Consider the following 26744-nt stretch of genomic DNA (forward strand, 5'->3'; position numbering starts at 1 on the left):
GAAGAGAGGGCCCGTTGGTTCCCCCGGAGACCAACGGACCCTCATACGGGTGGAAGCGTCAGACCCGCACCGTCTCACCCTCGTCCGGCACCGCCGGCGCGGCCGGCTCCGGCGCCTCGTCGTGCGTGAGGTCGGGCAGCCGGTGCAGCCACTTCGGCAGATACCAGTTGCGCTCGCCGAGCAGGGCCATCACGGCCGGCAGCAGCACCCCGCGGATCACCGTCGCGTCGATGAGGACCGCCGCGGCCAGGCCCACACCCATCTGCTTCATCGACTGCATGGACAGCGTGCCGAAGATCGCGAACACGGCGACCATGATGACCGCGGCGCTGGTGACGACACCCGCGGTGGTCACCACGCCGTGCCGGATCGCCTCCCGCGTCTGAAGTCCCCTGGCCCGTGCCTCGCGGATCCGGGAGACGACGAACACGTGGTAGTCCATCGAGAGCCCGAACAGGATCACGAAGAGGAACAGCGGCAGCCAGGTCACGATCGCGCCGACCCCCTCCGCGCCCACCAGCGAGGCACCCCAGCCGTGCTGGAAGACGGCGACGAGGATGCCGTAGGCGGCGCACACCGACAGCAGGTTGAGCACGATCGACGTGATCGCGACGGTCAGCGAGCGGAACGACAGCAGCATCAGCAGGAAGGCGAAGACGACCACGAACACGAAGACCGGGACGACGGAGCCGAGCAACTGGTCGTTGAAGTCGTGGTTGCCGGCGACCTGTCCGGTGACCGGCGCCTGCAGGCCGGGCACCTTGCCGAGCGTGGCGGGCCGCACCTCGTCGCGCAGCTTCTCCAGGCTCTTGACCGCCTGGTCCATGTCGGAGCCGCCGACCAGCGGTACGGAGACCACGGCGATGTTCTGCGCGTCGTGCAGCCGGATGTCGACCGGGCCGCGCGAGGCGCCCGAGGCGATCGCCCGCTGCTTGAAGTCGGCCAGCGCCTGCCGTACCTCGGGCGCGTTGATGTCCTTGGCCTTGACCATGACCTGGGCCGGCTCGCTGCCGCCGGGGAAGGCGTCGTTGACCCGGTTGTAGGTCTGCACGATCGGCAGTGACGTGCCGAACTCCTGGTCCAGGGTGAGCTGCTGGGTCTTCATGCCGAGCGCGGGCGCGGCGATCGCCAGCAGCGCGCCGGCCGCCACGGCGACGGAGACCAGCGGCCTGGCCAGGACGACCCGCAGCACGGCCGTCCAGAACCGGCTCTCCGAGGCGCCCTTGCGGCGTCGGCTCAGGAACGGGAGGCGGCCCTTCTCGACGCGCTCGCCGAGCAGCGACAGCAGCGCGGGCAGCACGGTCACCGAGCCGACCATGGCGACCGCCACCACCATCAGCGAGGCCAGACCCATCGCCTCGAACTCGGCGAGCCCGGTGAACAGCATGCCCGCCATGGCCACGCACACCGTGACCCCGGAGACGATGACCGCCCGTCCGCTGGTGGCGGCGGCGATCCTCAGGGCGGTGCCGGCGTCGCGCCCGGCGGCCCGCTCCTCGCGCTCCCGGCGCAGATAGAACAGGCAGTAGTCGACCCCGACGGCCATGCCGACCAGCAGCATCACGGAGTTGGCGGTGTCGCTCATCGGCTGCAGATGGCTGACGACGCCCATCAGACCCATCGTCGCCATGATCGCCGTGATCGCGAGGGCCACCGGCAGCAGCGCGGCCACCAGCGCGCCGAACGCGATCAGCAGGATGCCGAGGGCCACCGGCACCGCCGAGTACTCGGCCTGCTTGAAGTCGTCGCCGAAGGCGTCCTTGTACTGCTTCTGCATGCTGGCGCCGCCGATCTCCTCGATCCGCAGGCCGCTGTGCTGCTTCTGCACCCCGGCGACGGCGTTCAGCACCGGCTCGATCCGGTCGACGGCCGTCTTGGCGTCGCCGCGCACGTCGAACTGGACCAGCGCGCTGCGCCCGTCCCGGGAGATCGTGTGCGTGTCGTACGGCGAGGTCACCCCCGTGACCTTCCCGGTGGCCCCGACGGCCTTCACCACATCGGCGACGGCGGCCCGGAACTCGCTCCCGGTCGCCTGCTGGGCACTGTCCTTCGACTGGATCAGGACGGTCTCGCCGGCCGGCTGCTTGATCCCCGCGTCGTCGATGATCCGCGCGGCGGTGTGCGTCTCGCCGCTCAGCTGGTCGCCCTCGTTCACGTCGACCCGGCCCGCCGCCGAGCCGAGTCCCAGCGCCAGGACGACGAACAGCACCCATATGCCGACGGCCGCCCAGCGGTGCCGGGCGCTCCAGCCGCCCGCGCGGGCGGCCAGCCCCCGCGCCCGCACCTGTGTGTTCCCCATGACGGGTCTGCCCCCCTCGTGTGCGGTGACGGCCCCCTGCCGCCCCGTCTTCCTTGCTCCGCATTGACCGTATGGGGCGGATAAAGGCGTCTCGTCGTGCTGTTCGGTGAAGTGCGCGACCGGTTTCTCCGCACTGGGAAGGACGACGGCCCCTTACACCTATCGGGGGTTCTCGGGGACGCGTCTCGGGGTCGGAACCGGCCACGCGGCAGGGCCGCCGCGACGAGGGGGTTCCCGCGCCGGGAGGAGGGATGTCCGTTCCGCCGTCCGCGCGCCGGTTTGTGATTGCGAAAGCTTGTTGAACGAGTCACAGCTGCGTGGAGAGGTTGCTCCGGCCCCCGGCGATCGGCGAGAGTTTCGCGCAGCCCGCCCCACGCGGGCCCGGCCGCCGTGCCCACCCCCACGGGGCACGGCGGCCCCTCTAGGCTGGCCGGATGACGACCTACGCGGCGCTCCTGCGCGGAATCAATGTCGGCGGCGGCAAGAAGGTGCCCATGGCCGATCTGCGCGCCCTTCTGACCGGCCTCGGCCACACCGGCGTACGGACCTATCTGCAGAGTGGCCAGGCCGTTTTCACCACCGCGCGTGGTGACGAGGAGGCGCTGGCCGCGGAGTTGGGCCGGGCGGTCGAGGAACGCTTCGGCTTCCCGGTCGACGTGCTCGTGCGCGACCATGCCTATCTCAAGGCCGTGGCGGAGAACTGTCCCTTCCCCGCTGCCGAGTTGGCGGCCCGGCAGTTGCACGTCACGTACTACTCGGCGCCCGTCACCCCCGACCGCTTCGCGCACATCGACCAAGCCGCCCTCCTCCCGGAGGAGTTCCGGCTCGGCGACCGCTGCCTGTACCTCTACGCCCCCGACGGCCTCGGCCGCTCCAAGCTCGCCGAGCTGCTGGGCCGCCGGCCGGCCAAGGGGCTGATCGCCACCAGCCGGAACTGGAACACGGTGCTCAAACTGGTGGAGTTGACGGCTCCGCAAGCATGACGGAAGCCTGCCGGGAGCAGGGCGGGCGCGGGCGGGAATGGGCACAGGTGTGCGAGGCTCGCCCCATGCGCTACATCATCATCGGGGCCGGAGCGGTCGGCGGAACCGTCGGCGGGCGGCTCGCCCAGGCCGGGCACGAGGTCGTCCTCGTGGCACGCGGCAGACACCTGATGGAACTCGACGCACACGGCCTGCGACTACGCGTCCCGGAAAGGGAGTTGACGTACCGGCTGCCCGCCGTCGACGGACCCGGCCCGCTCGGCGAGCTGCGCGCCGACGACGTCCTCGTCCTCGCCGTGAAGACCCAGGACACCGTCTCCGCACTGGACGCCTGGGCCGGGACGCCGGTCGCGGGCGGCGGTACGGCGGCCGAGCGCCTGCCACTGGTGTGCCTGCAGAACGGCGTGGAGAGCGGCCGGCTGGCCCTGCGTCGCTTCCGGCACGTGTACGGCGTCTGCGTCTGGCTGCCCTCGACCTTCGTGGAACCCGGTGTCGTCTCCGCCCCGGGCACCCCGCTCACCGGCATCCTGCACCTCGGCCGGCTGCCGTACGGGACCGACGACACCGCCCGCCGGATCGCCGCCGACCTGGCCGACGCCCGCTTCGAGGCGCCCGTCGTCCCCGACGTGGCCCGCTGGCAGCACGCCAAGCTGCTCGCCAACCTGAGCAACGCCATCGAGGCGCTGACCGGGTCCCGCGAAACCGAGGCCGCCCAGGCGCTGTTCGCGCGGGTGCGCGCCGAGGGCGAGGCCGTGCTGGACGCCGCCGGGATCGCGTACACGAGCGACGCGGAGCAGCGCGCGGCCCGCGGCGACAAGGTGACCCTGGTGCCGCTGGACGGCACCCCGCGCGGCGGCGGCTCCTCCTGGCAGTCCCTGGTCCGGGGCACCGGCACCATCGAGGCCGACTACCTCAACGGCGAGATCGCCCTGCTCGGCCGGCTGCACGGCGTACCGGCCCCGCTGAACGAACTGCTCCAGCACCTCGCCAACCGGTTCGCCCGCGAGCGCCGGGCCGCCGGGTCCATGCCGGTCGCGGAGCTCGTCCGCAGGGCCGACGCGGCGGAACAGCCGTAGAACAGCGGTTGGAATCAAGCCAATTGGGCCAAGAAAACGAGCGACGAATGGGCCGGGATTGCACACCAATGACCGAGTACCGTCAAGGGTATGAACCACAGCGAGACCGCCACCGAGACCGTTGCCGCCACCGGCGCCGAGCCCCACCGTACCCGGGTCGACTTCTTCTTCGACCCGGCCTGCCCCTTCGCCTGGATCACCTCCCGCTGGATGCTGGAGGTCGAGCGGCAGCGCCCGCTCGACCTCCGGTTCCGGCCCATGAGCCTGTACCTGCACAACATCGGCAACGAACTCCCGGACTGGTACCGGGACTTGGTGGACCGCTCGATCGGCCCCGTACGGGTCGCCGTGGCCGCCGCCGGGCAGCACGGCGACGAGGTGCTGCGCGACCTCTACACCGCCTTCGGCACCCGCATCCACGAGCGTGAGATCAAGGACTTCGACGAAGTGATCGCCGACTCACTGGCCGAACTCGGCCTCCCCGCGGATCTGGCGGCCGCCGCCCACGACCCGGCGTACGACGACGCCGTACGCCGCAGCCACGAGGCGGGGGTCGAGCCGGAGACGGGCGCCTACGTCGGCACCCCGACCCTCCACGTCGACGGCACGGTGTGGTTCGGGCCGGTGCTGCGCGCCGTACCGCGCGGCGCCGAGGCGGCCGAACTCTTCGACAGCTTCCGGGTGCTGGCCCGCCACCCCGACCTGTTCGAGCTCAAGCGGACCCGCACCGGGGGCCTCCGCTTCGACTGACCCATGAACCGCTTGGCCGATAAACGTCCCTGAGGCGCCCGCGGTCCGCCTCACCTGTGACACACGGGCGGTGCCCGGCGCAGAACGAAGAGCCGACGGGTCCGACGTCACAGGGGAGCGCCGGACCCGTCGGCCTTGTACCACGTCCCCGCCTCCCGATGGCGCCGCTCGCCGAACCTCGCGACAAATTCGTCCGCTTGTCCCTAGGGTCAGGAGCGCGAACGGCCGAGGCGGAACGGTCCGAGGGACGGGTGGATGAGCGGGACGGGCAGCACGGGCACAGCGGCACCGACGGTGCCGCCGTACCTCTCGCGGCGCCGGTCTCCAGGGCCCGGTCAACGGACGCCGATCACCCAGATGGGTGAGGATTTCCGGCCCGCTCCGCGCCATCGTGACCGTCCGGGCCATCGTCCGCCCGGCGGACGCCCGCGACAGCGCCGTACGACCGCACACGCGCCCCCGCGAGATCGGTAACGTCAGCGGCCCTGAACCCCCCCACACACACTCCCCCCCCATGGCTCCTTCGGGTCAGATGCGAGGACAGGACATGAGCACCTACGACTTCGGCGACCACGGTCGCATGGACCTCAGCGACGGCCCGCCCGACCTGCGGACCCTCATGGCTGCGGCGGACCGCCTCACCGAGGCGCTGCGGGCCGAGTATCCCGGGCTCGCCGGGTGGGGCGAGAGCGTCCAGCGCGAGCTGGCGCTGTCCGCCGAGGACGGACTGCCGCCCAACCGGGGCCGGATCCGCACGGCACTGGAGGAGGTCGCCATCGTGGCGAGCGCCGGCACCGGCAGCCTCAGCTTCACCCGGCAGCTCCTGCACGCGCTCGACCTGTGACCGGCCGCCGGTGACCAGGCGGGGCCGCGTCGGCACGCGGCCCCGGACACCGCCCCCCTGCGGGCCGGTGCGCTCAGGCACCCAGCGCCGCCAGCGCCGGCTGGCGGGCCGCGTCGTAGCGCTCCAGCAGCACCCGTGCCACCTCGGGCGCCGGGCCCAGCACGTCCGCCCGTACGTCCGCCCCGGCCGCGCCCCGCGCGATGCGGTCCGGCAGAAAGCCGGGGGCCAGGACGTACGGCGCGACGGCGACCCGCTCGCAGCCGAGCGCACGCAGCTCGGCTACGGCGTCCTCGGTGCGCGGAAGGGATGCGGAGGCGAACGCAGGCCGCACGGCGCACCAACCGGTGTGCCACCACTCCCGCGCGATATCGGCGATCACTGCGATCGCCTCCGGGTCGGAGGACCCCGCCGAGGCCAGCACGACCCCGGTCGAGGGCTTGTCGGCGGGGCTCAGCCCCGCTTCGTACAGCCGCCGCTCCAGCGCGTCCAGCAGCAGCGGCGACGGACCGAGCACGTCCGCCTGCCGGATCCTGAGGCGCGGCGGGGCGTCCCGCAGGACGGCCGGGATGTCGGCCTTGGCGTGGAAGGCGCGCGTCAGCAGCAGGGGCAGCGCGACGACGTCCCGCACTCCCTCCGCCGCGAGTGACTCCAGCACCCCGTGCACGGACGGTACGTTGAATTCGAGGAACCCGGTCTCCACGCGCAGCCCCGGCCGCTGCGACCGCACCCGCTCCACCAGGGCGTGCACGGTCGCAGCGTGCCGCGGATCGCGGCTGCCGTGGGCGATGACGAGCAGGACCGGGGCGCGCATGTCAGCCCTTCACCAGCAGGCCGCGGCTGCGCAGCACCCACCGCTCCAGCGGACTGAAGATCAGCAGGTCGATCGCGATACCGACGAACAGGATCAGGAAGATCGCCTCGAACACCATGGACATGGAGCTGGCGTTGCGGCCGTTCTCCAGCAGCGCGCCCAGACCGATGCCCAGGTCGGGGGAGGAGGCGATGATCTCCGCGGCCATCAGCGAACGCCAGGAGAACGCCCAGCCCTGCTTGAGCCCGGCCAGATAGCCCGGCAGCGCGGCCGGCAGCACGATGTGCCAGGCGCCCTTCAGCCCGGTCGCGCCCATCGTGCGGCCCGCCCGCAGGAACAGCGGGGGCACCTGGTCGATGCCGGACACCAGGCCGTTGGCGATGGACGGCACCGCGCCGAGCAGGATCACCGCGTACATCATCGAGTTGTTCAGGCCCAGCCAGATCACCGCGGGCGGCACCCACGCCACCGACGGCAGCGACTGCAGACCGGACAGCACCGGCCCGATGGCCGCGCGCAGGAACTTCACCCGGGCCACCAGCAGCCCCAGCGGGGTGCCGATGGCCAGCGCGAACAGGAAGCCCAGCAGACCGCGCGAGACGGATGTCCAGATGTAGCCGAGCAGGTTGCCCTGCAGCCAGGCCTGCTTGAACTCGTTGCCGACGTCGGCGGGCGACGGCAGCTTCGTCGGATCGTCGACGATCTTGAAGGAGATCAGCGCCTGCCACACCGCCAGCACCACCACCGTGGCGACCAGCGGGGGCAGGATCTTGCTGACGAAGGTCTGCCGGAACGACGTCCGGGAGGTGACGGCGGTCTCCAGGGCGTCCAGGCCGGCCTCGACGCTTCCCGCGTCCGTGACGGTCGTCGTCTCAGTGCTGGCCATGGCGGCGGATCTCCCCACGCAGTACTTCGGTGATCTCAAGGGACAGCTCGGCGACCGGCGCGTCCTCGATGCGCCGAGGCTGCGGGATGTCCACGCGCCACTCGCGGGCCACCCGGCCCGGCCGGGACGACAGCAGCACGACCCGCTGCGCGAGCCGCACCGCCTCGCGCACGTTGTGCGTGACGAACAGCACCGACAGCCCCGTCTCCGCCCAGATCCGGGTCAGCTCGTCGTGCAGCAGGTCACGAGTGATCGCGTCCAGCGCGGCGAACGGCTCGTCCATCAGCAGCAGCTGGCTGTCCTGGGCGAGCGCGCGGGCCATGGCCACACGCTGGCGCATACCGCCGGACAGCTCGTGCACCCGCTTGCCGTACGCGCCCTGCAACCGGACGAGTTCGAGCAGCTCCTCGGCCCGCTCACGCCGCTCGTTCTTCGCGACGCCCCTGAGCTTCAGGGCGAGTTCGATGTTCTTGCCCGCGGTCAGCCACGGGAACAGGGCGTGCTCCTGGAACATCAGAGCCGGCCGCCCGTTGGTCGTGATGCTGCCGGCGGAGGGCCGGTCGAGCCCCGCCACCAGGTTCAGCAGGGTCGACTTGCCGCAGCCCGAGGCGCCCAGGAGGGTGACGAACTCGCCCGGCGCGACATCGAGGCTGATGTCGTCCAGGACGAGCTGCTGCCCGCCGGGGTTCGCAAAGGACTTCGAGACGTGCTCGATGCGCGCCGCGTGCTCTACGGACTCGGCGGCCTTGGCGAAGGTCGTGGCCATGGTCGTCACCTCCTGGGAACTCATCGGCTACGGGGGTTACTTGACGCCGAGACCGGCGTCGCCGACAGCGGGCTCGCCCGCGGCCTTGAGGACCTTGTTCAGCAGGGTGAGGTCATAGATGCCGGCCAGCTGGGGGTTCTTCAGCAGACCGGCCTTCACCGCGTGCTGCGCCTCGGTGTCGAGGGTGGAGGCCAGCGGGTCGTCGGTGAACTGGATCGACGTCCAGGCCGGGTCCAGCACCTTCGCCGGCAGCGCCTTGCCCGAGTCCGCCGCCAGTTGCTGGTTCGCCGCCGCCTTGGCCTGGTCCGGGTTGGCGTTGATCCACTTGTTGGTCTCGACCGAGGCCTTCAGCACCGCCTCGACCGCCTTCGGGTGCTCCTTCAGGAAGGCCTGCCGCACGATGATGTTGGTGATCACGAACTTCTTGTCCGGCCACAGCGACGCCTCGTCCAGCAGCACCTTGCCGCCCTCGGCGACCAGCTTCGACGCGGTCGGCTCCGGCACCCACGCGCCGTCGATGGAGCCGGACTTGAAGGCGTCCGGGGTCACCTTGTTGTCGGTGCGGACGACGGACACATCGCCCTTGCCGCTCTGCGCGTCGACCGTCCAGCCCTGCGAGGCGATCCAGTTGAGGAACGCCACGTCCTGGGTGTTGCCCAGCTGCGGGGTCGCGATCTTCTTGCCCTTGACGTCCTGCAGGGACGTGATCTTCTTGGGGTTCACGACCAGCTTCACCCCGCCGGACGCCGAACCGCCGATGATCCTCAGGCTCTTGCCCTTCGACTTGGTGTAGCCGTTGATCGCGGGGGAGGGGCCGATCCAGCCGATGTCGATGGAGCCCGAGTTGAGGGCCTCGATCTCGGACGGGCCGGCGTTGAACACCTGGTACTCGGCCTTGGTGGCGCCCAGCTCCTTCTGGAAGAAGCCCTTCTGGTTGCCGACCAGCGCGGTGGCGTGCGTCAGATTGCCGAAGTAACCGATCTTCACGGAGTCGAGACCGTCGATCTTCTCCGCTCCGGCGGCGATCTTGGCGGTGTCGCTCTTCTTGGCCTCGGAGCCGTAACCGCAGGCGGCGAGGGTGAGCAGGGGGAGTGCGGCGATCACCGCGAGGCTGCGGCGGAATGCGGTCGGTGCAGGCACGGGAGGTGTTCCTCTCGGAGGCCCGGCGGTCACGGTCTCTCAGGTCGTGGCCGGGAGGTCGGCAGGTCTTCGTCTACGGCGGTGGGGGGTGAGGGCGCGCGAGCAGTGCGCGTACGTCAGCGCACACATCGGGCCACTCCGCCCTGCCCGCTGCCGAGGGCGCCGCTGCCGACGCGGCCGCCCTCCTTCGCGAACGTCGAGTAGATGTCCAGGGCTTTCATGCTCAGAAGTCCCAACCGTCCTCGTCGGCCTGGTCCTTGACCGGCTCCGGGGACGCGAACGACTCGCCGACCATGCCCGCGGTCAGCGTGGTGCCGTCCGACGGGTCGATCAGGATGAAGGAGCCGGTGCGGCGCGAGTCGGCGTAGGAGTCGACCGGCAGCGGCTCGGCGGTACGGATCTTCACCCGGCCGATGTCATTGGCGACGAGCTGTCCCGGGTGCGGGTGCAGGGACAGGTCGTCCAGCGTGAGGCGGGACGGGATGTCCTTCACGATCGCCTTGACCGTGCGGGTGCCGTGCTTGAGCAGCACCCGGTGGCCGACCCGCAGCGGTTCGTCGGCCACATGGCAGACGGTCGCCTCCACGTCCTGGGTGGTGGCCGGCGCGTCCTTGGTCGGCACGATCAGATCGCCGCGCGAGATGTCGATGTCGTCGGCCAGCCGGATCGTCACCGACTGCGTGGTCCAGGCGATGTCGACCGGCTTGCCCAGCAGATCGATGCAGGAGATGGTCGAGGTGCGGCCCGACGGCAGCACGGTGACCGCCTCGCCGACCCGGAAGGAACCGGCCGCGATCTGGCCCGCGTAGCCCCGGTAGTCCGGGTGCTCGGAGGTCTGCGGCCGGATCACGTACTGCACGGGCAGCCGGGCGTGGCAGTGCGCCAGGTCGTGGCTGACCGGCACGGTCTCCAGGTGCTCCAGCACCGTCGGACCGCCGTACCAGTCCATGTTCACCGACGGCTCCACCACGTTGTCACCGGCGAGCGCCGAGATCGGGATCGCGGTGACCTCGGGCACACCCAGCTCGGTCGCGTACGCCGTGAACTCCTCGGCGATCGCGGCGAACACCTTCTCCGCGTACCCGACGAGGTCCATCTTGTTGACCGCGAGGACGACGTGCGGGACGCGCAGCAGGGCTGCGATGGCCGCGTGCCGCCGGGTCTGCTCGACCACGCCGTTGCGGGCATCCACCAGGATCACCGTCAGCTCGGCCGTGGAGGCACCCGTCACCATGTTGCGGGTGTACTGCACGTGTCCGGGCGTGTCGGCCAGGATGAAGCGGCGCCGGGGCGTGGCGAAGTAGCGGTAGGCCACGTCGATCGTGATGCCCTGCTCGCGCTCGGCGCGCAGGCCGTCGGTGAGCAGCGCGAGGTCGGGGGCGTCCTGGCCGCGGCTGGCGGAGGCGCGCTCCACGGCCTCCAACTGGTCGACGAGGACCGACTTGGAGTCGTGCAGCAGCCGCCCGACGAGCGTGGACTTGCCGTCGTCGACCGAGCCGGCGGTGGCGAACCGCAGCAGGGTGGTGGCCGAGAGTGCCTCGGTCGTGGTCGTGCTCATGGCTAGAAGTACCCCTCGCGCTTGCGGTCTTCCATCGCGGCCTCGGACAGCTTGTCGTCGGCGCGGGTCGCGCCCCGCTCGGTGAGCCGGGAGGCGGCGATCTCGGCGATCACGGCGTCCAGCGTGGCCGCGTCGGAGTCGACGGCACCCGTGCAGGACATGTCGCCCACGGTCCGGTAGCGGACCTGGCGCTTCTCCACCGTCTCGCCGTCCTTCGGGCCGCCCCACTCGCCGGCGGTCAGCCACATGCCGTTACGGGCGAACACCTCACGCTCGTGCGCGAAGTAGATCTGCGGCAGCTCGATGCCCTCCCGGGCGATGTACTGCCACACGTCCAGCTCGGTCCAGTTGGACAGCGGGAAGACCCGCACGTGCTCGCCGGGCGCGTGCCGGCCGTTGTACAGGTTCCACAGCTCGGGGCGCTGACGGCGCGGGTCCCACTGGGAGAACTCGTCGCGCAGGCTGAACACCCGCTCCTTGGCGCGGGCCTTCTCCTCGTCCCGGCGTCCGCCGCCGAAGACCGCGTCGAACTTCTCGCTCTGGATCTTCTCCGTCAGCGGCAGCGTCTGCAGCGGGTTACGCGTGCCGTCGGGACGCTCCTTCAGCACACCGCGGTCGATGTAGTCCTGCACGGAGGCCACATGCAGGCGCAGCCCATGGGCGGCCACCACACGGTCCCGGTACTCAAGAACCTCGGGGAAGTTGTGTCCCGTGTCCACATGCAGCAGCGAGAACGGGACCGCGGCCGGCGCGAACGCCTTCAGCGCCAGGTGCAGCATGACGATGGAGTCCTTGCCACCGGAGAACAGGATCACCGGGTTCTCGAACTCGCCCGCCACCTCACGGAAGATGTGCACGGCCTCGGACTCCAGCGCGTCCAGGTGGGACAGGGCGTACGGGCTGTCCGTACCGCCCTCGACCTCGGCCACGGTCGTCATGCCAGTCCCCTCTCGCTCAGCAGGGCGTACACCGATGCCGCGGACTCCTGCACGGTCTGGTTCTGCGACTCGATCCGCAGATCCGGGGTCTCCGGCTCCTCGTAGGGGTCGTCGACCCCCGTCAGCCCGCTCAGCTCGCCCGCGGCCTGCTTGGCGTACAGCCCCTTCACATCGCGCACGCTGCACACCTCGACCGGGGTCGCCACGTGGATCTCCAGGTACGGCGTGGCGTTCTCGTCGTGCCGCTTGCGAACCGCCTCCCGGCTGTCCGCGTACGGCGCGATCACCGGCACCAGCGCCTTGACGCCGTTGCGGGCCAGCAGTTCGGCGACGAAGCCGATGCGCTGCACATTGGTGTGCCGGTCCTCACGGCTGAAGCCGAGGCCCGCCGAGATGAACTCGCGGATCTCGTCGCCGTCGAGCACCTCGACACGGTGGCCCTCGGCGCGCAGCCGGCCGGCCAGCTCGTAGGCGATGGTGGTCTTGCCGGCACTCGGCAGACCCGTGAGCCAGACGGTGGCTCCGGTGGTCACGTCGTTCTCCTGAAGAGTCTGATGGTTCGTCATCCGTGCAGTCCGCACTCGGTCTTGGCACTGCCCGCCCAGCGGCCGGCGCGCGCGTCCTCGCCCTCAAGGACCCGGCGGGTGCACGGGGCGCAGCCGATGGAGGCGTAGCCGTCCATCAGCAACGGGTTGGTCAGGACGCCGTGTTCGGCGACGTAGGCGTCCACGTCGTCCTGCGTCCAGCGGGCGATCGGGGAGATCTTGACCTTCTGCCGCTTCTCGTCCCAGCCGACGACCGGGGTGTTCGCCCGGGTCGGGGACTCGTCGCGGCGCAGCCCGGTCGCCCAGGCCTGGTAGCCCTTGAGGCCCTCTTCCAGCGGCTGCACCTTGCGCAGCTTGCAGCACAAGTCGGGATCGCGGTCGTGCAGCTTCGGGCCGTACTCGGCGTCCTGCTCGGCCACCGTCTGCCGCGGGGTGAGGGTGATGACGTTGACGTCCATCACGGCCTCGACGGCGTCCCGGGTGCCGATGGTCTCCGGGAAGTGGTAGCCGGTGTCGAGGAAGACGACGTCCACGCCGGGCATCGCGCGGGACGCGAGGTGTGCCACCACCGCGTCCTCCATCGAGGAGGTCACGCAGAAGCGCTTGCCGAACGTCTCCGCCGCCCACTGGAGAATCTCCAGCGCGGAGGCGTCCTCCAGATCGCGGCCCGCCTGCTCGGCGAGCGCCTTCAACTCCTCGGCCGTACGCTGCTGTTCCTGAGCCGTCGTCATATCAGCTCGTCCCCTCCGTTGTCGGCTCGCTGAAGGCCGCCTTTTTCAAGGGCGTTCGCCTTCGGAGCGCTGAAGTCGGCACTACGGCTCACGCCCCGGGCGAGCAGCCCGAGGAACTTCAGCTGGAATGCGCGGTTGCACGCCCCGCATTCCCAGGCGCCGTGACCCTCTTCGCTCGGACGCAGGTCCTCGTCGCCGCAGTAGGGGCAGTAGAACGGCGCGGCACGCTCGCTCACGACAACGCCTCCTCGGAAGCGCGGGCCGCCCAGGTGGCGAACCGCTCACCGTCCGCGCGCTCCGCCCGGAACCGCTTCAGCACCCGCTCGACGTAGTCGGGCAGTTCCTCCGCGGTGACCTTCAGACCGCGCACCTTGCGGCCGAAGCCCGGCTCCAGACCGAGTGCGCCGCCGAGGTGCACCTGGTAGCCCTCGACCTGTTCGCCCTGGTCGTTCAGGACCAGCTGGCCCTTGAGACCGATGTCCGCGACCTGGATACGGGCGCAGGCGTTCGGGCAGCCGTTGAGATTGATGGTGATCGGCTCGTCGAAGTCCGGCAGACGGCGCTCCAGTTCGTCGATGAGCTGTGCGCCGCGCTGCTTGGTCTCGACGATGGCGAGCTTGCAGAACTCGATGCCGGTGCACGCCATGGTGCCGCGCCGGAAGGAGGACGGCCGGGCGGTGAGGTCCAGTGCCTCCAGGCCCTCGACCAGCGAGTCCACCTTGTCCTGCTCGACGTCGAGGACGATCATCTTCTGCTCGACCGTGGTCCGGACCCGCCCGGAGCCGTGCGCCTCCGCCAGATCGGCGATCTTCGTGAGCGTGGCGCCGTCGACGCGGCCGACCCGCGGCGCGAAACCGACGTAGAACCGGCCGTCCTTCTGCCGGTGCACACCGATGTGGTCGCGCCACTGCTGCACGGGCTGCTCGGGCGCGGGGCCGTCGGTCAGCGTGCGCTTGAGGTACTCGTCCTCCAGCACCTGCCGGAACTTCTCCGCGCCCCAGTCGGCGACGAGGAACTTCAGGCGGGCGCGGTTGCGCAGCCGGCGGTAACCGTAGTCACGGAAGATCGAGATGACGCCCTCGTAGACGTCCGGGACCTCGTCGATCGACACCCAGGCACCGAGCCGCACACCGAGCTTGGGGTTGGTGGACAGCCCGCCGCCGACCCACACGTCGAAGCCGGGGCCGTGCTCGGGGTGGACCACGCCGACGAACGCGATGTCGTTGATCTCGTGCACCACGTCCAGCAGCGGCGAGCCGGAGACCGCGGACTTGAACTTACGGGGCAGGTTCGAGAAGGCCGGGTTGCCGACGATCCGGCGGTGGATCTCCTCGACGGCCGGGGTGCCGTCGATGATCTCGTCCGCGGCGATCCCGGCGACCGGGGAGCCGAGGATCACGCGGGGCGTGTCACCGCAGGCCTCGGTGGTGGACAGGCCGACGGCCTCCAGCCGCTCCCAGATCTCGGGCATGTCCTCGATCCGGATCCAGTGGTACTGGATGTTCTGCCGGTCGGTGATGTCCGCGGTGCCGCGCGCGAACTCCTGCGAGATCTCGCCGATCACCCGCAGCTGCGCCGTGGTGAGCGCACCGCCGTCGATGCGCACGCGCAGCATGAAGTAGCGGTCGTCCAGCTCCTCCGGCTCCAGGATCGCGGTCTTGCCGCCGTCGATCCCGGGCTTGCGCTGGGTGTAGAGGCCCCACCAGCGCATGCGGCCGCGCAGGTCGCTCGGGTCGATGGAGTCGAATCCACGCTTGGAGTAGATCGTCTCAATGCGCGTCCGCACATTGAGACCGTCATCGTCCTTCTTGACCTGCTCGTTGCCGTTGAGCGGGGTGAAGTGCCCCGCGGCCCACTGACCCTCACCGCGGTGACGACTCACCTTGCGGCGGGGCGCTGAGGCGGCGGGGTTCTGTGGGCTGGCGGCCATGGTTCTACGTCCTTCAAGACAGGCGGCAAGGGGCTCTGACCTGCGCACGGGCGCGCATGCGGGCATGGTCGCGCATCATTGCGCGGCAGAAATCAGGTACGGGGAGTGCGGCGGTGCTGGTGGGCTCAGCTCGCCGGACAGATGGCGCTGGACATGCGGCCGAGGTCGACGTGCCGCCGACTCACCAAGGCAATTCCAGTTCCAGACATGACGGAAGCGTGTCACGGCGATCTGGACACAGTCCAGCTTTATCCATCATGTGGACATCCTTGTCCCGAAATGTGGACGGAGGGTGTCGTCGCTCACATGTGCCGCCGGAAGGCTTGTCGTAGCAGGTCGCGCGGGGTATGCGGGGGATGCGGGGGGCATCGGCCGGGCTCAGGCGGGGTACGCCCCCGGCCACGGTCCCGGCGTCGCGACCTCCCGCTCCAGCTCGACCTTGGTGTCGAACAGCCGGAAGCCGCGCCGCTGGTAGTTGTCCATCGCGAACTCGCCGTCCTTGCTGCACGTGTGCAGCCACACCCGCTTCGTCGGCGCCCGCCCCGGCCACCGCTCGGCCAGGTCCCAGGCGCGGGCCGTGCCGTACGACAGCAGATGGCCGCCGATCCGCCGGCCGCGGAAGGCGGGGAGCAGTCCGAAGTAGACGATCTCCACCACGCCCTCGTCCTGCGCCTCCAGCTCCACATAGCCGGCCGGCGTGCCCCGGTCGTAGGCCACCCAGGTCTCCACGCCCGGCCGTGTCAGGTGCTCCTGCCACCGGGCGTACGTCCAGCCCAGCCGGTCGGTCCAGCGGAGGTCGCCGCCGACCGAGGCGTACAGGAAGCGGCTGAGCTCGGGGGAGGGGACCTCGGCGCGGACGATCCGTACATCGCCCTCGGGCGCGGCGGCGGACAGAAGGTCGACCGGGGAGGTCTGCTCCAGGGACCAGGTGGTGACGGGGACGCTGCTCATGCGGGCCAGGGAATCATCCCGCCGCCCGGTCTGTCGATCGACCTGGTCACGCCGGATGCGGCCCGGCGTACGGGCTCAGCCCAGTGAGCGGTCCAGCTCGGCCAGCGGGAGCGAGAACAGCATCCGGTCCGACAGCGACCACACCTCGCCGGTCGCCTGCCAGTACGACAGGGAGCCCGCGTCCTCGGCCCAGCAGCGATGCGAGGCGTCCGCACCGCAGTGGGCCGCCTTCGCCGCCGTGACGTCCTGGCGCCACAGACCGCCGTGTCCGTCCCGAGAGTCGGGCAGGTGTCCCACATACCAGGACGGATGGTCGGCGCCGGGCCGCCGGTACGACAGCACGCCCCGGATCCCGGCCGCCCGGGTCCGGTACGCCTCCACCGCCGGGACTTGCCCGGAGGCGTCCGCGGCGAGCGGTCCACCGCGCTCGGGGTCCGTGCCGAACGCGTACCGCCACAGCCGGGCCGTACGGTCTGCGCCGGGCGCGGTCCACTCCGCCGCCACCAGGCTGTCGGGCACGGTGCTCCGGTCCAGGGCGAGTGCGCCGGGACAGGGCGGGCCGGCGGCGGAGCAGCGGCCGGCGGTGAAGCGGTAGGAGCCGACGGCGGGCATCACGTACCGGTAGCCGTCCGCGGACCAGCCGCCGGGGACCCGTCCGATCGCGGGCCCGTCGACCGTGGTGCGCTGGATGCGGTCGAGGTCGAAGACATAGAGCGCTTCGGCGCCGCCGGCCCCGGCGGTGACCAGCAGCTTGTCCTGGTACCAGACCATGCCCGAGATACCGGAGGCCAGGCCCCGGTAGTCCTGGCCGCCTTGCACCGGCAGCACCAGCAGCACCCAGCGGTAGGTGAGGCGGGCGGGGTCGTCGGCGTTCACGAAGGCGACCCGGGCGAGGCCCCGCTCGGCGGCGCGTCCGGTGGCGGCGCTGTGGGTCCAGCCGGCCAGGACCACCCGGTGTGTGCCCCACAGGCCGTCGTCGTCGGCGTCCCCGGAGGTGGTCACCGACGCCGGCCGCCAGTCCGTGGCCGAGGCGTCCGCCCGGTCCCAGCAGTAGGCGCGGTCGGCGGACGGGGAGACGGGCAGGGACGCGCGGTCGCCCGAGGAGCAGTCGGCGGCCTCGCTCATGTCGCGGTCCGCGCTCGCCAGTACGTCGTCCACGCCGACCGGGGTGCCCATCGCCGCGGACAGCCGGTCCAGGGCGCGGGCGGGGACGAGCTGCTCCTGGAGCCGCAGCCGGGAGATGTCCGCCGGGGATGAGAGGGACTTGAGCGCACCGGGGCTGTCGGTGACATCGGCCTGGGACGCGCTGATCAGGGTGGCGGTCGCGGTGAGCGCCAGCGCGGTGCCGGTCAGGACCGCGCGCAGTACGGCGCCCCGTCTGCGCCGCCGGTGTCTGCCGCGATGCTTCATCTCGTCCCCTCTTCCAGGGCTCCTTCGCCGCCGAGTCGGCCCGGGGCCGAGGCGGGCCAACTGTGCCTGCTGGTTTGTAGGTTGACGCGTGCAACAGCCGGGGAGCCCTGAAGGGATGCTACGGCAGTAACGGCCCGCGCAGGGCGAATACCCCGCACTTGTGCCGAAGACTCCGCTCAGGGAACGGGGGACCCGGTGCCCTCCGGAGCCGTCCGGCGGCGGGCGATCGCCGGCGCCGTAGAAGAAGGCAGCAGGTCACGCGGGTCGTCGGGGAGCAGGACATCGATCTCCACGTCCTCGCAGAAACGATACGGCCGATGCTGGAGAAGTTCCCCGAGGTACCGCCGGATCCGCGACATCTCGGCCCGTACCGTCACCGTGCGTGAAGAATCCCCGAACAGATCCCCGGCGAGCGCCGCCGCGCTCCGGCCGGCGCGGTGCTCGGCGAGCAGAAAGATCAACTCGGCGTGCCGGGGGCTGAGTTCACGCGACCAGGCACCCGCGGACCCGGTCACCGTCAGCGTGCTGCGCCCCGCCTTCGCCAGATCCAGCACGATCCGCGCGGCCGTGGCCGGCGGTTCCTGCGCCGCCCGCAGCAACCAGCCCCCGGCCAGCGGCTCCACCGCGCACGAACCCAGCGACGGCAGCCACCGCAGGCCCGGCGAGAGCGACTTGGGCAGCGCGACGCGCCGTACGTACGGCATCCCCGACACCGCCGCCGACCAGCCGTCCCGGTCCACCACCAGCGCCTGCCCCTCCAGCCGGGCCAGTACCGGCGCCGCCACCGACCGCAGCCGCTCCAGCGAGTCCAGATGCAGCTCCCGCAGCCGCGCCTCCGCCAGCTTCGCCACCGCGTCCACCCAGGCCAGCGTCGCCGGATGCATCGTCTCCAGTGGGCCGCTGACATCCACCACACCGATCAGCCGGCCGTCCCTGGGATCGGTGATCGGCGCACCCGAACAGGTCCAGGAGACGTGCGAACGGACGAAGTGCTCGCCGGCGAACACCTGCACGGGCCGCCGTACGACCGCCGGGGTGCCCACCCCGTTGGTGCCGACGACGTCTTCCCGCCAGTCCGCGCCGAGTTCAAAGCCGAGACCGTCGGCCTTGCGCAGCACCTGCGTGGCCCCCTCCCGCCACAGCACGCGGCCGTCGGCGTCCGCGACGACCATGATGTGCTGGGCGACGTCCGCGACCGAAAGCAGACCGTCGCGCAGCACCGACAGGACGTGCCGCAGCGGTGACTCCTCACGCCGGCGCCGGATCTCGTCCGACGGCAGCAGCCCCGACCGGAAGTCGTGGTCCGGGTCCACGCCGCTGCGCAGCATGCGCCCCCAGGACTGCTCGATCACCGGCCGCGGCGCGATCCGCGCACGGTGACCGGCGAGCGTGGCCTCGCGCACCTCGCTCAGCACCCGCGCCGCCTGTGCCACGTCCACGGCGGCCAGGCGCGCCACGTTCATCGGCGGGTTCACCACTGGGTCCTCCCGGAACGGCCCGGAAAAGGGCTTCGAACATGCTTGTCAAGCCGTACCGACGGCGGTTTCCGGCCCGGCTGTGCCACACATACTGCCGTTCCAGGCCGGGCGGAGGCAGACAATCCGCACACGCGGGCCGACAAGTTGCAACCCCTTGCAACCCTGGTGAACTTATCGGGGGTGGCCGAGACTTGACCCCCGGGGTGGTGCCGTGTCGGCGCAGCACCACCCCGCCCGGGGGTTTGGCCGGGTTCGCCTTCGGGGGTGCCGGGTTCTGTGCGTTGGCGGGTGCGGGTGCGTTGTGGTTTCTCGCGCCCACGCGGCGGTAGCCGCATGTCGATACAGTCTCGCGCCCCTCACGTCGGACCAGGTGCCCTCGCTCAAGAGGCTGGACGTGCTCGTTCCACGATCGCCACCAGGTCCAGGCCCGCCGGCAGGGTGCCGAAGCTCGCTCCGTGGTCGCCGCCCAGGCGGGAGGCGCAGAAGGCGTCGGCCACCTCCGGTGGGGCGTGGCGGACCAGGAGAGAGCCCTGGAGGACCAGGGCGAGGCGTTCCACCAGGCGGCGGGCGCGGGCCTCGATGCCGTCCAGGTCGGCGAGTTCGGTGAACAGGTCCTTCACCGCCCGGTCCAGGCGGTGGTCGGCGCCATGGGCGCGGCCGATCTCGGTGAGGCAGGCGTCCAGCGCGCCCGGCTCGCGTTGCAGCGCCCGGAGCACGTCGAGCGCCTGGACATTCCCGGCGCCCTCCCAGACGGAGTTCAGCGGCGACTCCCGGACCAGCCGGGGCAGTCCGGACTCCTCGACGTAGCCGTTGCCGCCGAGGCACTCCGCCGCCTCCACCGCGACGGGCGCGCAGCGCTTGGTGATCCAGTACTTGGCGGCGGGTACCGCGAGCCGCAGGAAGGCGCGCTCCTGCTCGCCGCCCTCGTCGTACGCTGCGGCCAGCCGCAGCGTGAGCGCGGTCGCGGCCTCGGACTCCAGAGCGAGGTCGGCGAGGACGTTGCGCATCAGCGGCTGGTCGATCAGCCGTGCGCCGAACGCCTCCCGGTGCGCGCAGTGGTGCACGGCCTGCACCACCGCCTGCCGCATCAGGCCCGCCGAGCCGAGCGCGCAGTCCAGCCGGGTCGCCGCGACCATCTCGATGATGGTCCGCACCCCGCGCCCCTCCTCGCCGACCCGGCGCGCCCAGGTCCCGGCGAACTCCACCTCGGCGGAGGCGTTGGACCGGTTGCCGAGCTTGTCCTTGAGTCGCTGGAGCAGGAACACGTTACGCGTGCCGTCCGCGAGGACCCGCGGCACGAGGAAGCAGGTGAGCCCGCCGGGGGCCTGGGCGAGCACCAGGAAGGCGTCGGACATCGGTGCCGAGCAGAACCACTTGTGACCGGTCAGCGCGTACGTCCCGGACTCGGCCAGCGGCCGGGCCTCGGTCGTGTTCGCCCGTACGTCGCTGCCGCCCTGCTTCTCCGTCATGGCCATGCCCATGAGGGCGCCGGCCTTCCGCGCGGCGGGCCGCAGCTCACGGTCGTACACCGTGGACGTCAGCAGCGGCTCCCACACGGCGGCCAGCTCCGGGTCGGTCCGCAGCGCGGGCACGGCCGCGTGGGTCATCGACAGCGGGCAGCAGTTGCCCGCCTCGACCTGGGTCCAGATCAGGAACCCGGCCGCCCGGCGCACATGCCCGGCGGGCCGTGTCCAGGCGCCGGTCAGCCCCGCCCCGACCCCCTTGCCGAGCAGCCGGTGCCAGGCCGGGTCGAAATCGACCTCGTCGATCCGGTGGCCGTAGCGGTCGTGGGTGCGCAGCCGGGGCGGGTGCTCGTTCGCCCGCGCCCCCCACTCCTGCACCTGCGCCGAACCCGAGGAGCGGCCCAGCACGGACAGCTCCGGGCGCACCTCGTCCAGTACGCCCGGGTCGGTGTACCGCTCGACGGCCGCCACGAGGGCCCGGTCGGCGGTGAACAGGTCGTAGCCGACCAGGGGCGGCGGCTGGTTCGTCACGGTGTGGGTGGAGGTGCCTGCCATGATTGCGAACCTACCCGGGACTGGTGGAGGTGATGGCCTCCAGCGTGGCACAACGGCACGGGCCGGGGCGCCGGGGACCCGCTGACCCGGCCCGGAAGGTGAGGGCGGTCCGGTGCTGCGGCTACGGTTGGGTCGTGCAGCCAGCAAGTGAACCCCCCGAGCGGCCCCCCGGCCGTCTCCACCGGGCCAGAGCCCTCTACCGGAACGTCTCCAAGCGAAGGACGGCCTGGCTGCTGCTCAAGGACACCGTCAACTCCTGCATGGAGTACCGCATCCTGGGCCTGGCCGCCGAGGCGGCGTTCTTCACGCTGCTGTCCGTGCCGCCCCTGCTGCTCTGTCTCATCGGGCTGCTCGCCTACGTCGACACCTGGACCGGCGCCCACACCATCCAGAGCCTGGAGACCAACATCCTCGACGCCTCGCGGACGGTCCTGTCCGACAAGGGCGTGAAGGAGATCGCCGAGCCGATCCTGCACGACGTGCTGAAGACCAGGCCCGACGTCATCTCCATCGGGTTCGTCTTCGCGCTGTGGTCGGGATCGCGCGCGGTGAACGTCTTCATCGACACCATCACCGTCATGTACGGCCTCGACGGCGTCCGCGGCATCGTCAAGACGAGGGTGATGTCGTTCCTGCTCTTCATCGTCGCCCTGCTGATCGGCTCGGTGGCGCTGCCGCTCATGGTGGCGGGCCCGGACGCGGTGGTACGGGTGGTGCCCTGGTCGGCGACGGTCGTGCAGGTCCTGTACTGGCCGGTCGTCATGGTCCTGTCCATCGCCTTCCTGACGACCCTGTACCACGTGTCCGTGCCGGTCCGCTCCCCGTGGATCGAGGACGTCCCCGGCGCCCTCGTCGCGCTGGCCATGTGGGTCTTCGGCAGTTTCCTGCTGCGGATCTACCTCGTGCACACCATCGAGGGCGCCACGATCTACGGCTCCCTGGCCGCCTCCGTCGCGGTCCTGCTGTGGATCGGCGTGTCGGCCTTCGCGGTCCTGGTCGGCGCGGCCGTGAACGCGGCCATCGACCGGGTCTGGCCCGCCGCCGCCACGGCCGCCGCCCGCGAGGCGAACGAGCGGATACGTGAGGCGCAGGTCGCCGAGTACGTCGCCTGGACGGCGGCGTCCCGCGAGGCCGACCCCGACGACCCGGACATGCCCTCCGAATTCCCCGAGCGCTGGTCCCGCTTCCTGCCCCCGGAGGACATCACGGCCCGCCTGCGCACCCACGCCAAGAACCCGCACCACCACCCTCACGCCCACAACGGCACCGGGGACACACCCACGAATCCTCACGGGGGCACACCGCCGCAGGGCCAGTGAGCGGTGACTCTCCACCCCTGGGTGCGCATCAGCGGTGGATGACGGCGCCGGGTGTTTCCACCTGCATTCCACCCGTCTCTCCACCCGTGCTCCGATCCGCCCGGTACCGCCATGGACCTAGCGTTTTCCACGGGCCGGCGGTGGCTTCCCGACCGGCGAAGAGGCGGAGGTCGATATGACGGAGACGGAGACGGGCCCGGGGGCGGAGTCGGGCCCGGGGGCGGAGTCGGGCCCGGGGGCGGAGTCGGGCCCGGGGGCGAGGAACGGTGGGCTGGGCCACGGCCCGCTGCTCGGGATCGCCGCCGACATCCTCCTGCCCCTCCTCGTCTACTACGCCGCCCGCGTACTCGGCGCGCACCAGGGCCCGGCGCTCCTGCTCAGCGGGGCGCCTCCCGCCCTGCGGCTGCTGTACGGCGCGCTGCGGCACCGCAGGATCGACGGCGTGGACCTGTGCTTCACGGTGTGGCTGGCCGGTGCCGCGCTGGTGTCCCTGATCGGCGGCGGTCCCCGTGTCCTGCTGTTCAAGGACGAGGCGCTGTCCCTCGTCGTCGGCACCTGGGTGGCCGGCACCGGGTTCACCCGCAGGCCGCTGGCCTTCCAGCTGGGACAGCGGCTGCACCGGGGGCCGGCCGCCCTGGCGCGCGCCGGGCTCTGGCGGGACTCCGCCGAGTTCCGCCGGGCCCTGCGCGCCCTCACCCTGGCCTGGGGCGCCGAGCAACTGCTCGACGGCGGCCTCGGCACACTCGCCGCGGCCGTACTGCCGTCCGACACCGTGCCGCTGCTCACCCGCGTGGTGTCCCTGTCCCTGCTCGCCCTGACGGCCGCGGCCACCGCCGGGTACGCCCGCCGCTTCCGCACCCGCCACGGCCTCCCGTTGCTCGGCACCCCCGGCACGGAGCACGCCGACCGCACGAACGGCAGCCTGCCCCCGTCCTTCCCGTCCTTCCCGTCCGCTCCGGCGCCCGCTGCGACCCTGGCGACGGCGGACCCCGGCATACGCACCCAGCTGCCGCCGCGTTCTCCGGCCCGGCGTCCGGGCTGACCGTCACTGCGGCACCGGCACCGGCACCGGCATCGGCATCGGCACCGGCACCGGACAGACTGAGTGCCGTCGGCGACGTAGGCTGGCGCTTGTGTACGCGGAGCGGGCGTCCCGGCTGGCCGGTGCCGTCGTGTGGACGAACACCCCGACCGGGGCCGGTGGCCGGGCCGTGCTGCCCGACGGCTGCATGGACCTGCTGTGGAGCGAGGGCCGGCTGCTGGTCGCGGGCCCCGACACCCGCCCCTACGCCCCCGAGGGTCCGGAACGTTCCTGGGCTGGTGTCCGTTTCTTTCCCGGCACCGCGCCCGCCCTGCTCGGCGTACCGGCGCACGAACTGCGGGATCGGCGCGTGGAGTTGGCCGACCTGTGGCCCGCCGCCCGAGTCCGCCGGCTGTGCGACCGGATCGAGGCGGCCACCGATCCGGCGACGGCACTGGAGGACGTCGCCCTGGACGCGGCAGCGCGCGTGGCGGCCCCCGATCCGCTGCTGCGCCGGCTGGTGGAGCGCCTGGACGAGGGCCGGCCGGTGTCCGAGACGGCCGCCGAACTCGGCATCGCCGCCCGCACGTTGCACCGCCGCAGCCTGAACGCGTTCGGCTACGGCCCCAAGACTCTCGCCCGCATCCTGCGTCTGCAACGGGCGCTGACGCTGGCCCGCTCCGGGGTGGCGTACGCCGAGACGGCGGTCCGCGCGGGCTACGCGGACCAGGCCCATCTCGCCCGGGAGGTACGGGAGCTGGCCGGTATGCCGCTCGGGGAGCTACTCGGCGGCGGGTAGCGGGGCGAACAGGTCGACGCCGTTGCCGTCCGGGTCGTGCACGGTGGCGTACCGCTGGCCCCAGAAGGCGTCCCACGGCTTCAGCTCGCCGTGGTACCCGGCGCCCACGAGTTCCTCGTACCGGGCGTCGACCTCGGCGGGTGAGCCGCAGCGGAAGGCGAGCCCGATGCGCCCACCGCCCTCGGGCGGGCGCCAGCCGGGGTGGAAGGAGCGGACGGTCTCCTCGGTGTCCAGCGCGAGCACCAGCCCGCCGGGCAGCTCGGCCTCGACATGCGGCTGTTCCTCGGCCCCGTCGGGGAAGACCAGCCCGAGGCGGCGGTAGAAGGCGAGCGAGGCGGCCAGATCGGAGGCCACCACGCCGATCACGGCGAATCGTGCAGTCATGGGGCCACCGTAGGAGGGCGGTGGCGGGAGGGTCTTGAAGAAATCGGCCACCCTGCGGGTGCGATGACAGCTTCCGGTCTCAGCCGAAGGTCACCGGCCCCTTCGGTGTGTCCACGATGAAGGTGAGCGCCGCCGGACCCAAGGTGACGGTCAGCTCGGTGTCCAGGGCCGCCAGCGGTCCGCGGAGGGCCTCCGGGTCGGGGAGCGTGGCCCTCAGCTCCAGCAGCGGGGTGACCGGCAGACCCGAGTCCGCCGGGTGGCGCGAGTCGCCCCAGTCGATCAGGAAGGGCACCAGGCCGGAGGGGTCCCCTGAGGTGCCGTCGGTCAGCCGCCAGCGCAGCAGGGTGCCGTCGGGGGTGCGGCGGCTCATCGGGCGGACGGGGCCGGGGTCGTAGCCCCGCGCGCGGGCCGCCGTGATCGCCGTGTCGAGGTCGGGCGGGCTGATCGCCCAGGTCAGCGTGCGCGGCTCGGTCAGCTGGTCGACGCCGAACGGCCGCGGCCCGGCGGGCTCCGGCTGCTCCGGGTCGGGGCCGAGGATCTCCAGGTACCTGCGGCCGCCCAGCCCCACCAGATGGTTGCGGGTGCCGAGACCGAGGTGCACACCGCCGGGCTCGGGTGTCACTCCGGTGCGCCGGGTGAAGTCGGCGACGGTCGCGGCCAGATCCGGCGTGGCGAGGACGAGGTGGTCCAGGAGCGGGGGAACGGCGTTCATGCCCGGCGAGGCTACGGTCACCGGCCGCACGGCACAAGGAAGTTGGACCGAGCCCGAGCCTTCGGTGACGTCCGCTCGGTGAAACCGTTCCCCCATTGGAGTGAGTAAAGCATGCGTATGTGGAAAGTCACGTGAACATCTAGAGATGCTCTTGCTTTGGCAAAGGGATCCGTGGGAGGAGTCGGACCTTGACTTACGGAAAACAGCTGCGCGAACGCATCGCCGGGCCCGGGACCACGCCGCTGATCGGCGTGTACGACATGTACTCGGCGTCGATCGCGGCCCAGCACTACGACGGCATGTTCGTCTCGGGCTTCGGATTCGCGGCCTCGTACTACGGGCTGCCGGACATCGGTTTCATCGCCTGGCCCGACATGGTGGCCTTCGTCCAGCGGCTGCGGGGCGCGTTCCCGCACCACCACCTGCTGGTCGACATCGACGACGGTTACGTCGATCCCGAGGTCGCCTGTCATGTCGTCGAAGGACTGGAGCGCATCGGGGCCTCCGGCGTGATCCTGGAGGACCAGAAGCGGCCCCGTCGCTGCGGACACGCCGACGGCAAGCAGGTGCTGCCGCTGGAGGAGTACCTGGAGAAACTGGACAAGGTCCTCCAGACCCGCAAGGACCTGGTCGTCGTGGCCCGGACGGACGCCACCGAGGAGCACGACATCCTGCACCGCGCCCAGCGGCTGGCCGCCACCGACGCCGACGTCGTGCTGGTCGACGGGGTGCGCAGCGTCGAGTGGATCCAGCGCATCCGCAAGGTCGTGGGCGACAAGCCGCTGCTGTTCAACCAGATCGCCGGGGGCAAGTCGCCCCGCCTCTCCCTCGGCGAACTGACCGGCCTCGGCGTGGACGTCGCCATCTACAGCACGCCGTGTCTGTTCGCCGCGCACGAGGCGATGGACTCCGCGCTCGCCGGTCTGAAGGCCGCCGACGGCCGGCTGCCCGAGGTCGATCCGGCGAGCGGCATCGGCGTGAAGGCCGCCACCAGCCTGCTGGAGCGCAACATCGCCCGGGAGCGGCTCACCCCCGAGGGCGTGGGCGTGTGAGGCGTGCCGTACCCCGGCTCGGGACGGCGGCGGCCCTCGCCGCCGCGGCGCTCGGCGCCGGCGCGGCACCCGCGGCACCCGCACCCGCGACCGGCAGCCTGATCACCGTCATCGACAACTCCCACGCCGACTCCTGGCTGGAGGTCGACCGCACCGCCAACGTCCAGGCCGGCAGGGGCACGGCCGGCAGCGACCACGACGGCAGTGCCGTGGACGCGATCGAGGCCCTCGTCGGTGCCCCCCATCACCACGGGGACTACTGAGGGCAACTACTCACGCCGCTCACGGCGGCGGCCGGGCACCCCGTGCGGGAGGTGCCCGACCGCCACCGTGCCCCGGCCTC

At 71.6% G+C, this 26744-nt stretch carries 27 protein-coding genes; 9 read left to right on the forward strand and 18 right to left on the reverse strand.

Annotation, left to right across the window (positions count from 1 at the left end; genetic code table 11):
- Window positions 1-58: 58 nt before the first annotated feature.
- On the reverse strand, window positions 59-2299 hold the full coding sequence (locus LE548_RS06270) for an MMPL family transporter (protein WP_225095635.1): 2241 nt from the start codon (window positions 2297-2299) through the stop codon (window positions 59-61).
- A 434-nt stretch (window positions 2300-2733) separates the two neighbouring features.
- On the opposite strand from LE548_RS06270, the gene LE548_RS06275 reads away from it, so the two are divergent.
- From LE548_RS06275 to LE548_RS06290, 4 genes are all read left to right on the forward strand, one after another.
- Window positions 2734-3282 (forward strand): DUF1697 domain-containing protein, encoded by a 549-nt coding sequence (locus tag LE548_RS06275; RefSeq protein ID WP_225095636.1) that lies wholly within the window; start codon window positions 2734-2736, stop codon window positions 3280-3282.
- A gap of 65 nt (window positions 3283-3347) precedes the next feature.
- Window positions 3348-4358, forward strand: a complete 1011-nt coding sequence (locus LE548_RS06280) for a ketopantoate reductase family protein (RefSeq protein ID WP_225095637.1) — start codon at window positions 3348-3350, stop codon at window positions 4356-4358.
- Window positions 4359-4448: 90 nt separating this feature from the next.
- Window positions 4449-5108, forward strand: coding sequence for a DsbA family protein (locus LE548_RS06285; RefSeq protein WP_225095638.1), 660 nt, complete (start codon window positions 4449-4451; stop codon window positions 5106-5108).
- Window positions 5109-5655: 547 nt separating this feature from the next.
- Complete coding sequence (locus LE548_RS06290) at window positions 5656-5952, forward strand: hypothetical protein (RefSeq protein ID WP_225095639.1); 297 nt, start codon at window positions 5656-5658, stop codon at window positions 5950-5952.
- 73 nt (window positions 5953-6025) lie between these two features.
- Here LE548_RS06290 and LE548_RS06295 read toward each other — a convergent pair whose 3' ends face one another.
- From LE548_RS06295 to LE548_RS06365, 15 genes are all read right to left on the reverse strand, one after another.
- A complete protein-coding gene (locus LE548_RS06295) occupies window positions 6026-6763 on the reverse strand; it encodes a sirohydrochlorin chelatase (RefSeq protein ID WP_225095640.1) in 738 nt (245 codons plus the stop codon).
- 1 nt (window position 6764) lies between these two features.
- Complete coding sequence (locus tag LE548_RS06300) at window positions 6765-7649, reverse strand: ABC transporter permease (RefSeq protein ID WP_225095641.1); 885 nt, start codon at window positions 7647-7649, stop codon at window positions 6765-6767.
- Complete coding sequence (locus tag LE548_RS06305; protein ID WP_225095642.1) at window positions 7636-8439, reverse strand: ABC transporter ATP-binding protein; 804 nt, start codon at window positions 8437-8439, stop codon at window positions 7636-7638. Before LE548_RS06305 ends, LE548_RS06300 begins: the two co-directional genes overlap by 14 nt.
- 12 nt (window positions 8440-8451) lie before the next feature.
- A complete protein-coding gene (locus LE548_RS06310; protein ID WP_225095643.1) occupies window positions 8452-9555 on the reverse strand; it encodes an aliphatic sulfonate ABC transporter substrate-binding protein in 1104 nt (367 codons plus the stop codon).
- A 223-nt stretch (window positions 9556-9778) separates the two neighbouring features.
- Window positions 9779-11113: a sulfate adenylyltransferase subunit 1 gene (locus tag LE548_RS06320; protein WP_225095645.1), complete on the reverse strand. Its 1335-nt coding sequence runs from the start codon at window positions 11111-11113 to the stop codon at window positions 9779-9781.
- A gap of 2 nt (window positions 11114-11115) precedes the next feature.
- The gene (gene cysD / locus LE548_RS06325; protein WP_225095646.1) at window positions 11116-12051 is read right to left on the reverse strand and encodes a sulfate adenylyltransferase subunit CysD; all 936 of its coding nucleotides are present in this window, start codon (window positions 12049-12051) and stop codon (window positions 11116-11118) included.
- Window positions 12048-12584 carry an adenylyl-sulfate kinase gene (cysC, locus tag LE548_RS06330; protein ID WP_374116028.1) on the reverse strand — a complete coding sequence of 179 codons (537 nt, stop codon included), beginning with the start codon at window positions 12582-12584 and terminating at the stop codon, window positions 12048-12050. The genes cysD and cysC overlap by 4 nt, the downstream gene beginning before the upstream one ends.
- A 29-nt stretch (window positions 12585-12613) precedes the next feature.
- Window positions 12614-13327 carry a phosphoadenylyl-sulfate reductase gene (locus tag LE548_RS06335; RefSeq protein WP_225095648.1) on the reverse strand — a complete coding sequence of 238 codons (714 nt, stop codon included), beginning with the start codon at window positions 13325-13327 and terminating at the stop codon, window positions 12614-12616.
- Window positions 13324-13563, reverse strand: a complete 240-nt coding sequence (locus LE548_RS06340) for a hypothetical protein (protein ID WP_225095789.1) — start codon at window positions 13561-13563, stop codon at window positions 13324-13326. Before LE548_RS06340 ends, LE548_RS06335 begins: the two co-directional genes overlap by 4 nt.
- Window positions 13560-15257, reverse strand: coding sequence for a nitrite/sulfite reductase (locus tag LE548_RS06345; RefSeq protein ID WP_225095649.1), 1698 nt, complete (start codon window positions 15255-15257; stop codon window positions 13560-13562). The genes LE548_RS06340 and LE548_RS06345 overlap by 4 nt, the downstream gene beginning before the upstream one ends.
- Before the next feature lie 125 nt (window positions 15258-15382).
- Window positions 15383-15466, reverse strand: a complete 84-nt coding sequence (locus LE548_RS46420) for a putative leader peptide (RefSeq protein WP_309486338.1) — start codon at window positions 15464-15466, stop codon at window positions 15383-15385.
- A 169-nt stretch (window positions 15467-15635) separates the two neighbouring features.
- Window positions 15636-16208, reverse strand: coding sequence for a GNAT family N-acetyltransferase (locus LE548_RS06350; protein WP_225095650.1), 573 nt, complete (start codon window positions 16206-16208; stop codon window positions 15636-15638).
- Window positions 16209-16283: 75 nt separating this feature from the next.
- Entirely contained in the window at window positions 16284-17618 is a 1335-nt protein-coding gene (locus LE548_RS06355; protein WP_225095651.1) for a hypothetical protein, read from the reverse strand.
- Between the two features lie 176 nt (window positions 17619-17794).
- Window positions 17795-19081: a GAF domain-containing protein gene (locus LE548_RS06360; protein ID WP_225095652.1), complete on the reverse strand. Its 1287-nt coding sequence runs from the start codon at window positions 19079-19081 to the stop codon at window positions 17795-17797.
- 395 nt (window positions 19082-19476) lie between these two features.
- The gene (locus tag LE548_RS06365) at window positions 19477-21114 is read right to left on the reverse strand and encodes an acyl-CoA dehydrogenase family protein (RefSeq protein WP_225095653.1); all 1638 of its coding nucleotides are present in this window, start codon (window positions 21112-21114) and stop codon (window positions 19477-19479) included.
- A gap of 134 nt (window positions 21115-21248) precedes the next feature.
- Between LE548_RS06365 and LE548_RS06370 the strand changes: the two genes are divergently transcribed.
- The 3 genes from LE548_RS06370 to LE548_RS06380 all read left to right on the forward strand — a co-directional run bounded on the left by LE548_RS06370 (window position 21249) and on the right by LE548_RS06380 (window position 24253).
- The gene (locus tag LE548_RS06370; protein WP_225095654.1) at window positions 21249-22433 is read left to right on the forward strand and encodes a YihY/virulence factor BrkB family protein; all 1185 of its coding nucleotides are present in this window, start codon (window positions 21249-21251) and stop codon (window positions 22431-22433) included.
- A gap of 175 nt (window positions 22434-22608) precedes the next feature.
- Window positions 22609-23475, forward strand: a complete 867-nt coding sequence (locus LE548_RS06375; protein WP_225095655.1) for a VC0807 family protein — start codon at window positions 22609-22611, stop codon at window positions 23473-23475.
- A gap of 91 nt (window positions 23476-23566) precedes the next feature.
- A complete protein-coding gene (locus tag LE548_RS06380) occupies window positions 23567-24253 on the forward strand; it encodes an AraC family transcriptional regulator (RefSeq protein WP_225095656.1) in 687 nt (228 codons plus the stop codon).
- Here LE548_RS06380 and LE548_RS06385 read toward each other — a convergent pair.
- On the reverse strand, window positions 24236-24637 hold the full coding sequence (locus LE548_RS06385; RefSeq protein WP_225095657.1) for a VOC family protein: 402 nt from the start codon (window positions 24635-24637) through the stop codon (window positions 24236-24238). The two genes, LE548_RS06380 and LE548_RS06385, sit on opposite strands and share 18 nt — an antisense overlap.
- A 79-nt stretch (window positions 24638-24716) precedes the next feature.
- Window positions 24717-25349: a VOC family protein gene (locus tag LE548_RS06390; protein ID WP_225095658.1), complete on the reverse strand. Its 633-nt coding sequence runs from the start codon at window positions 25347-25349 to the stop codon at window positions 24717-24719.
- A 188-nt stretch (window positions 25350-25537) separates the two neighbouring features.
- On the opposite strand from LE548_RS06390, the gene LE548_RS06395 reads away from it, so the two are divergent.
- Entirely contained in the window at window positions 25538-26401 is an 864-nt protein-coding gene (locus LE548_RS06395) for an oxaloacetate decarboxylase (RefSeq protein ID WP_225095659.1), read from the forward strand.
- Window positions 26398-26664 carry a hypothetical protein gene (locus LE548_RS06400; RefSeq protein ID WP_225095660.1) on the forward strand — a complete coding sequence of 89 codons (267 nt, stop codon included), beginning with the start codon at window positions 26398-26400 and terminating at the stop codon, window positions 26662-26664. The genes LE548_RS06395 and LE548_RS06400 overlap by 4 nt, the downstream gene beginning before the upstream one ends.
- Window positions 26665-26744: the final 80 nt, after the last annotated feature.

This window comes from Streptomyces sp. CoH27 (genome assembly GCF_020181035.1).
GTDB classification, from domain to species: Bacteria; Actinomycetota; Actinomycetes; order Streptomycetales; family Streptomycetaceae; genus Streptomyces; species Streptomyces camelliae.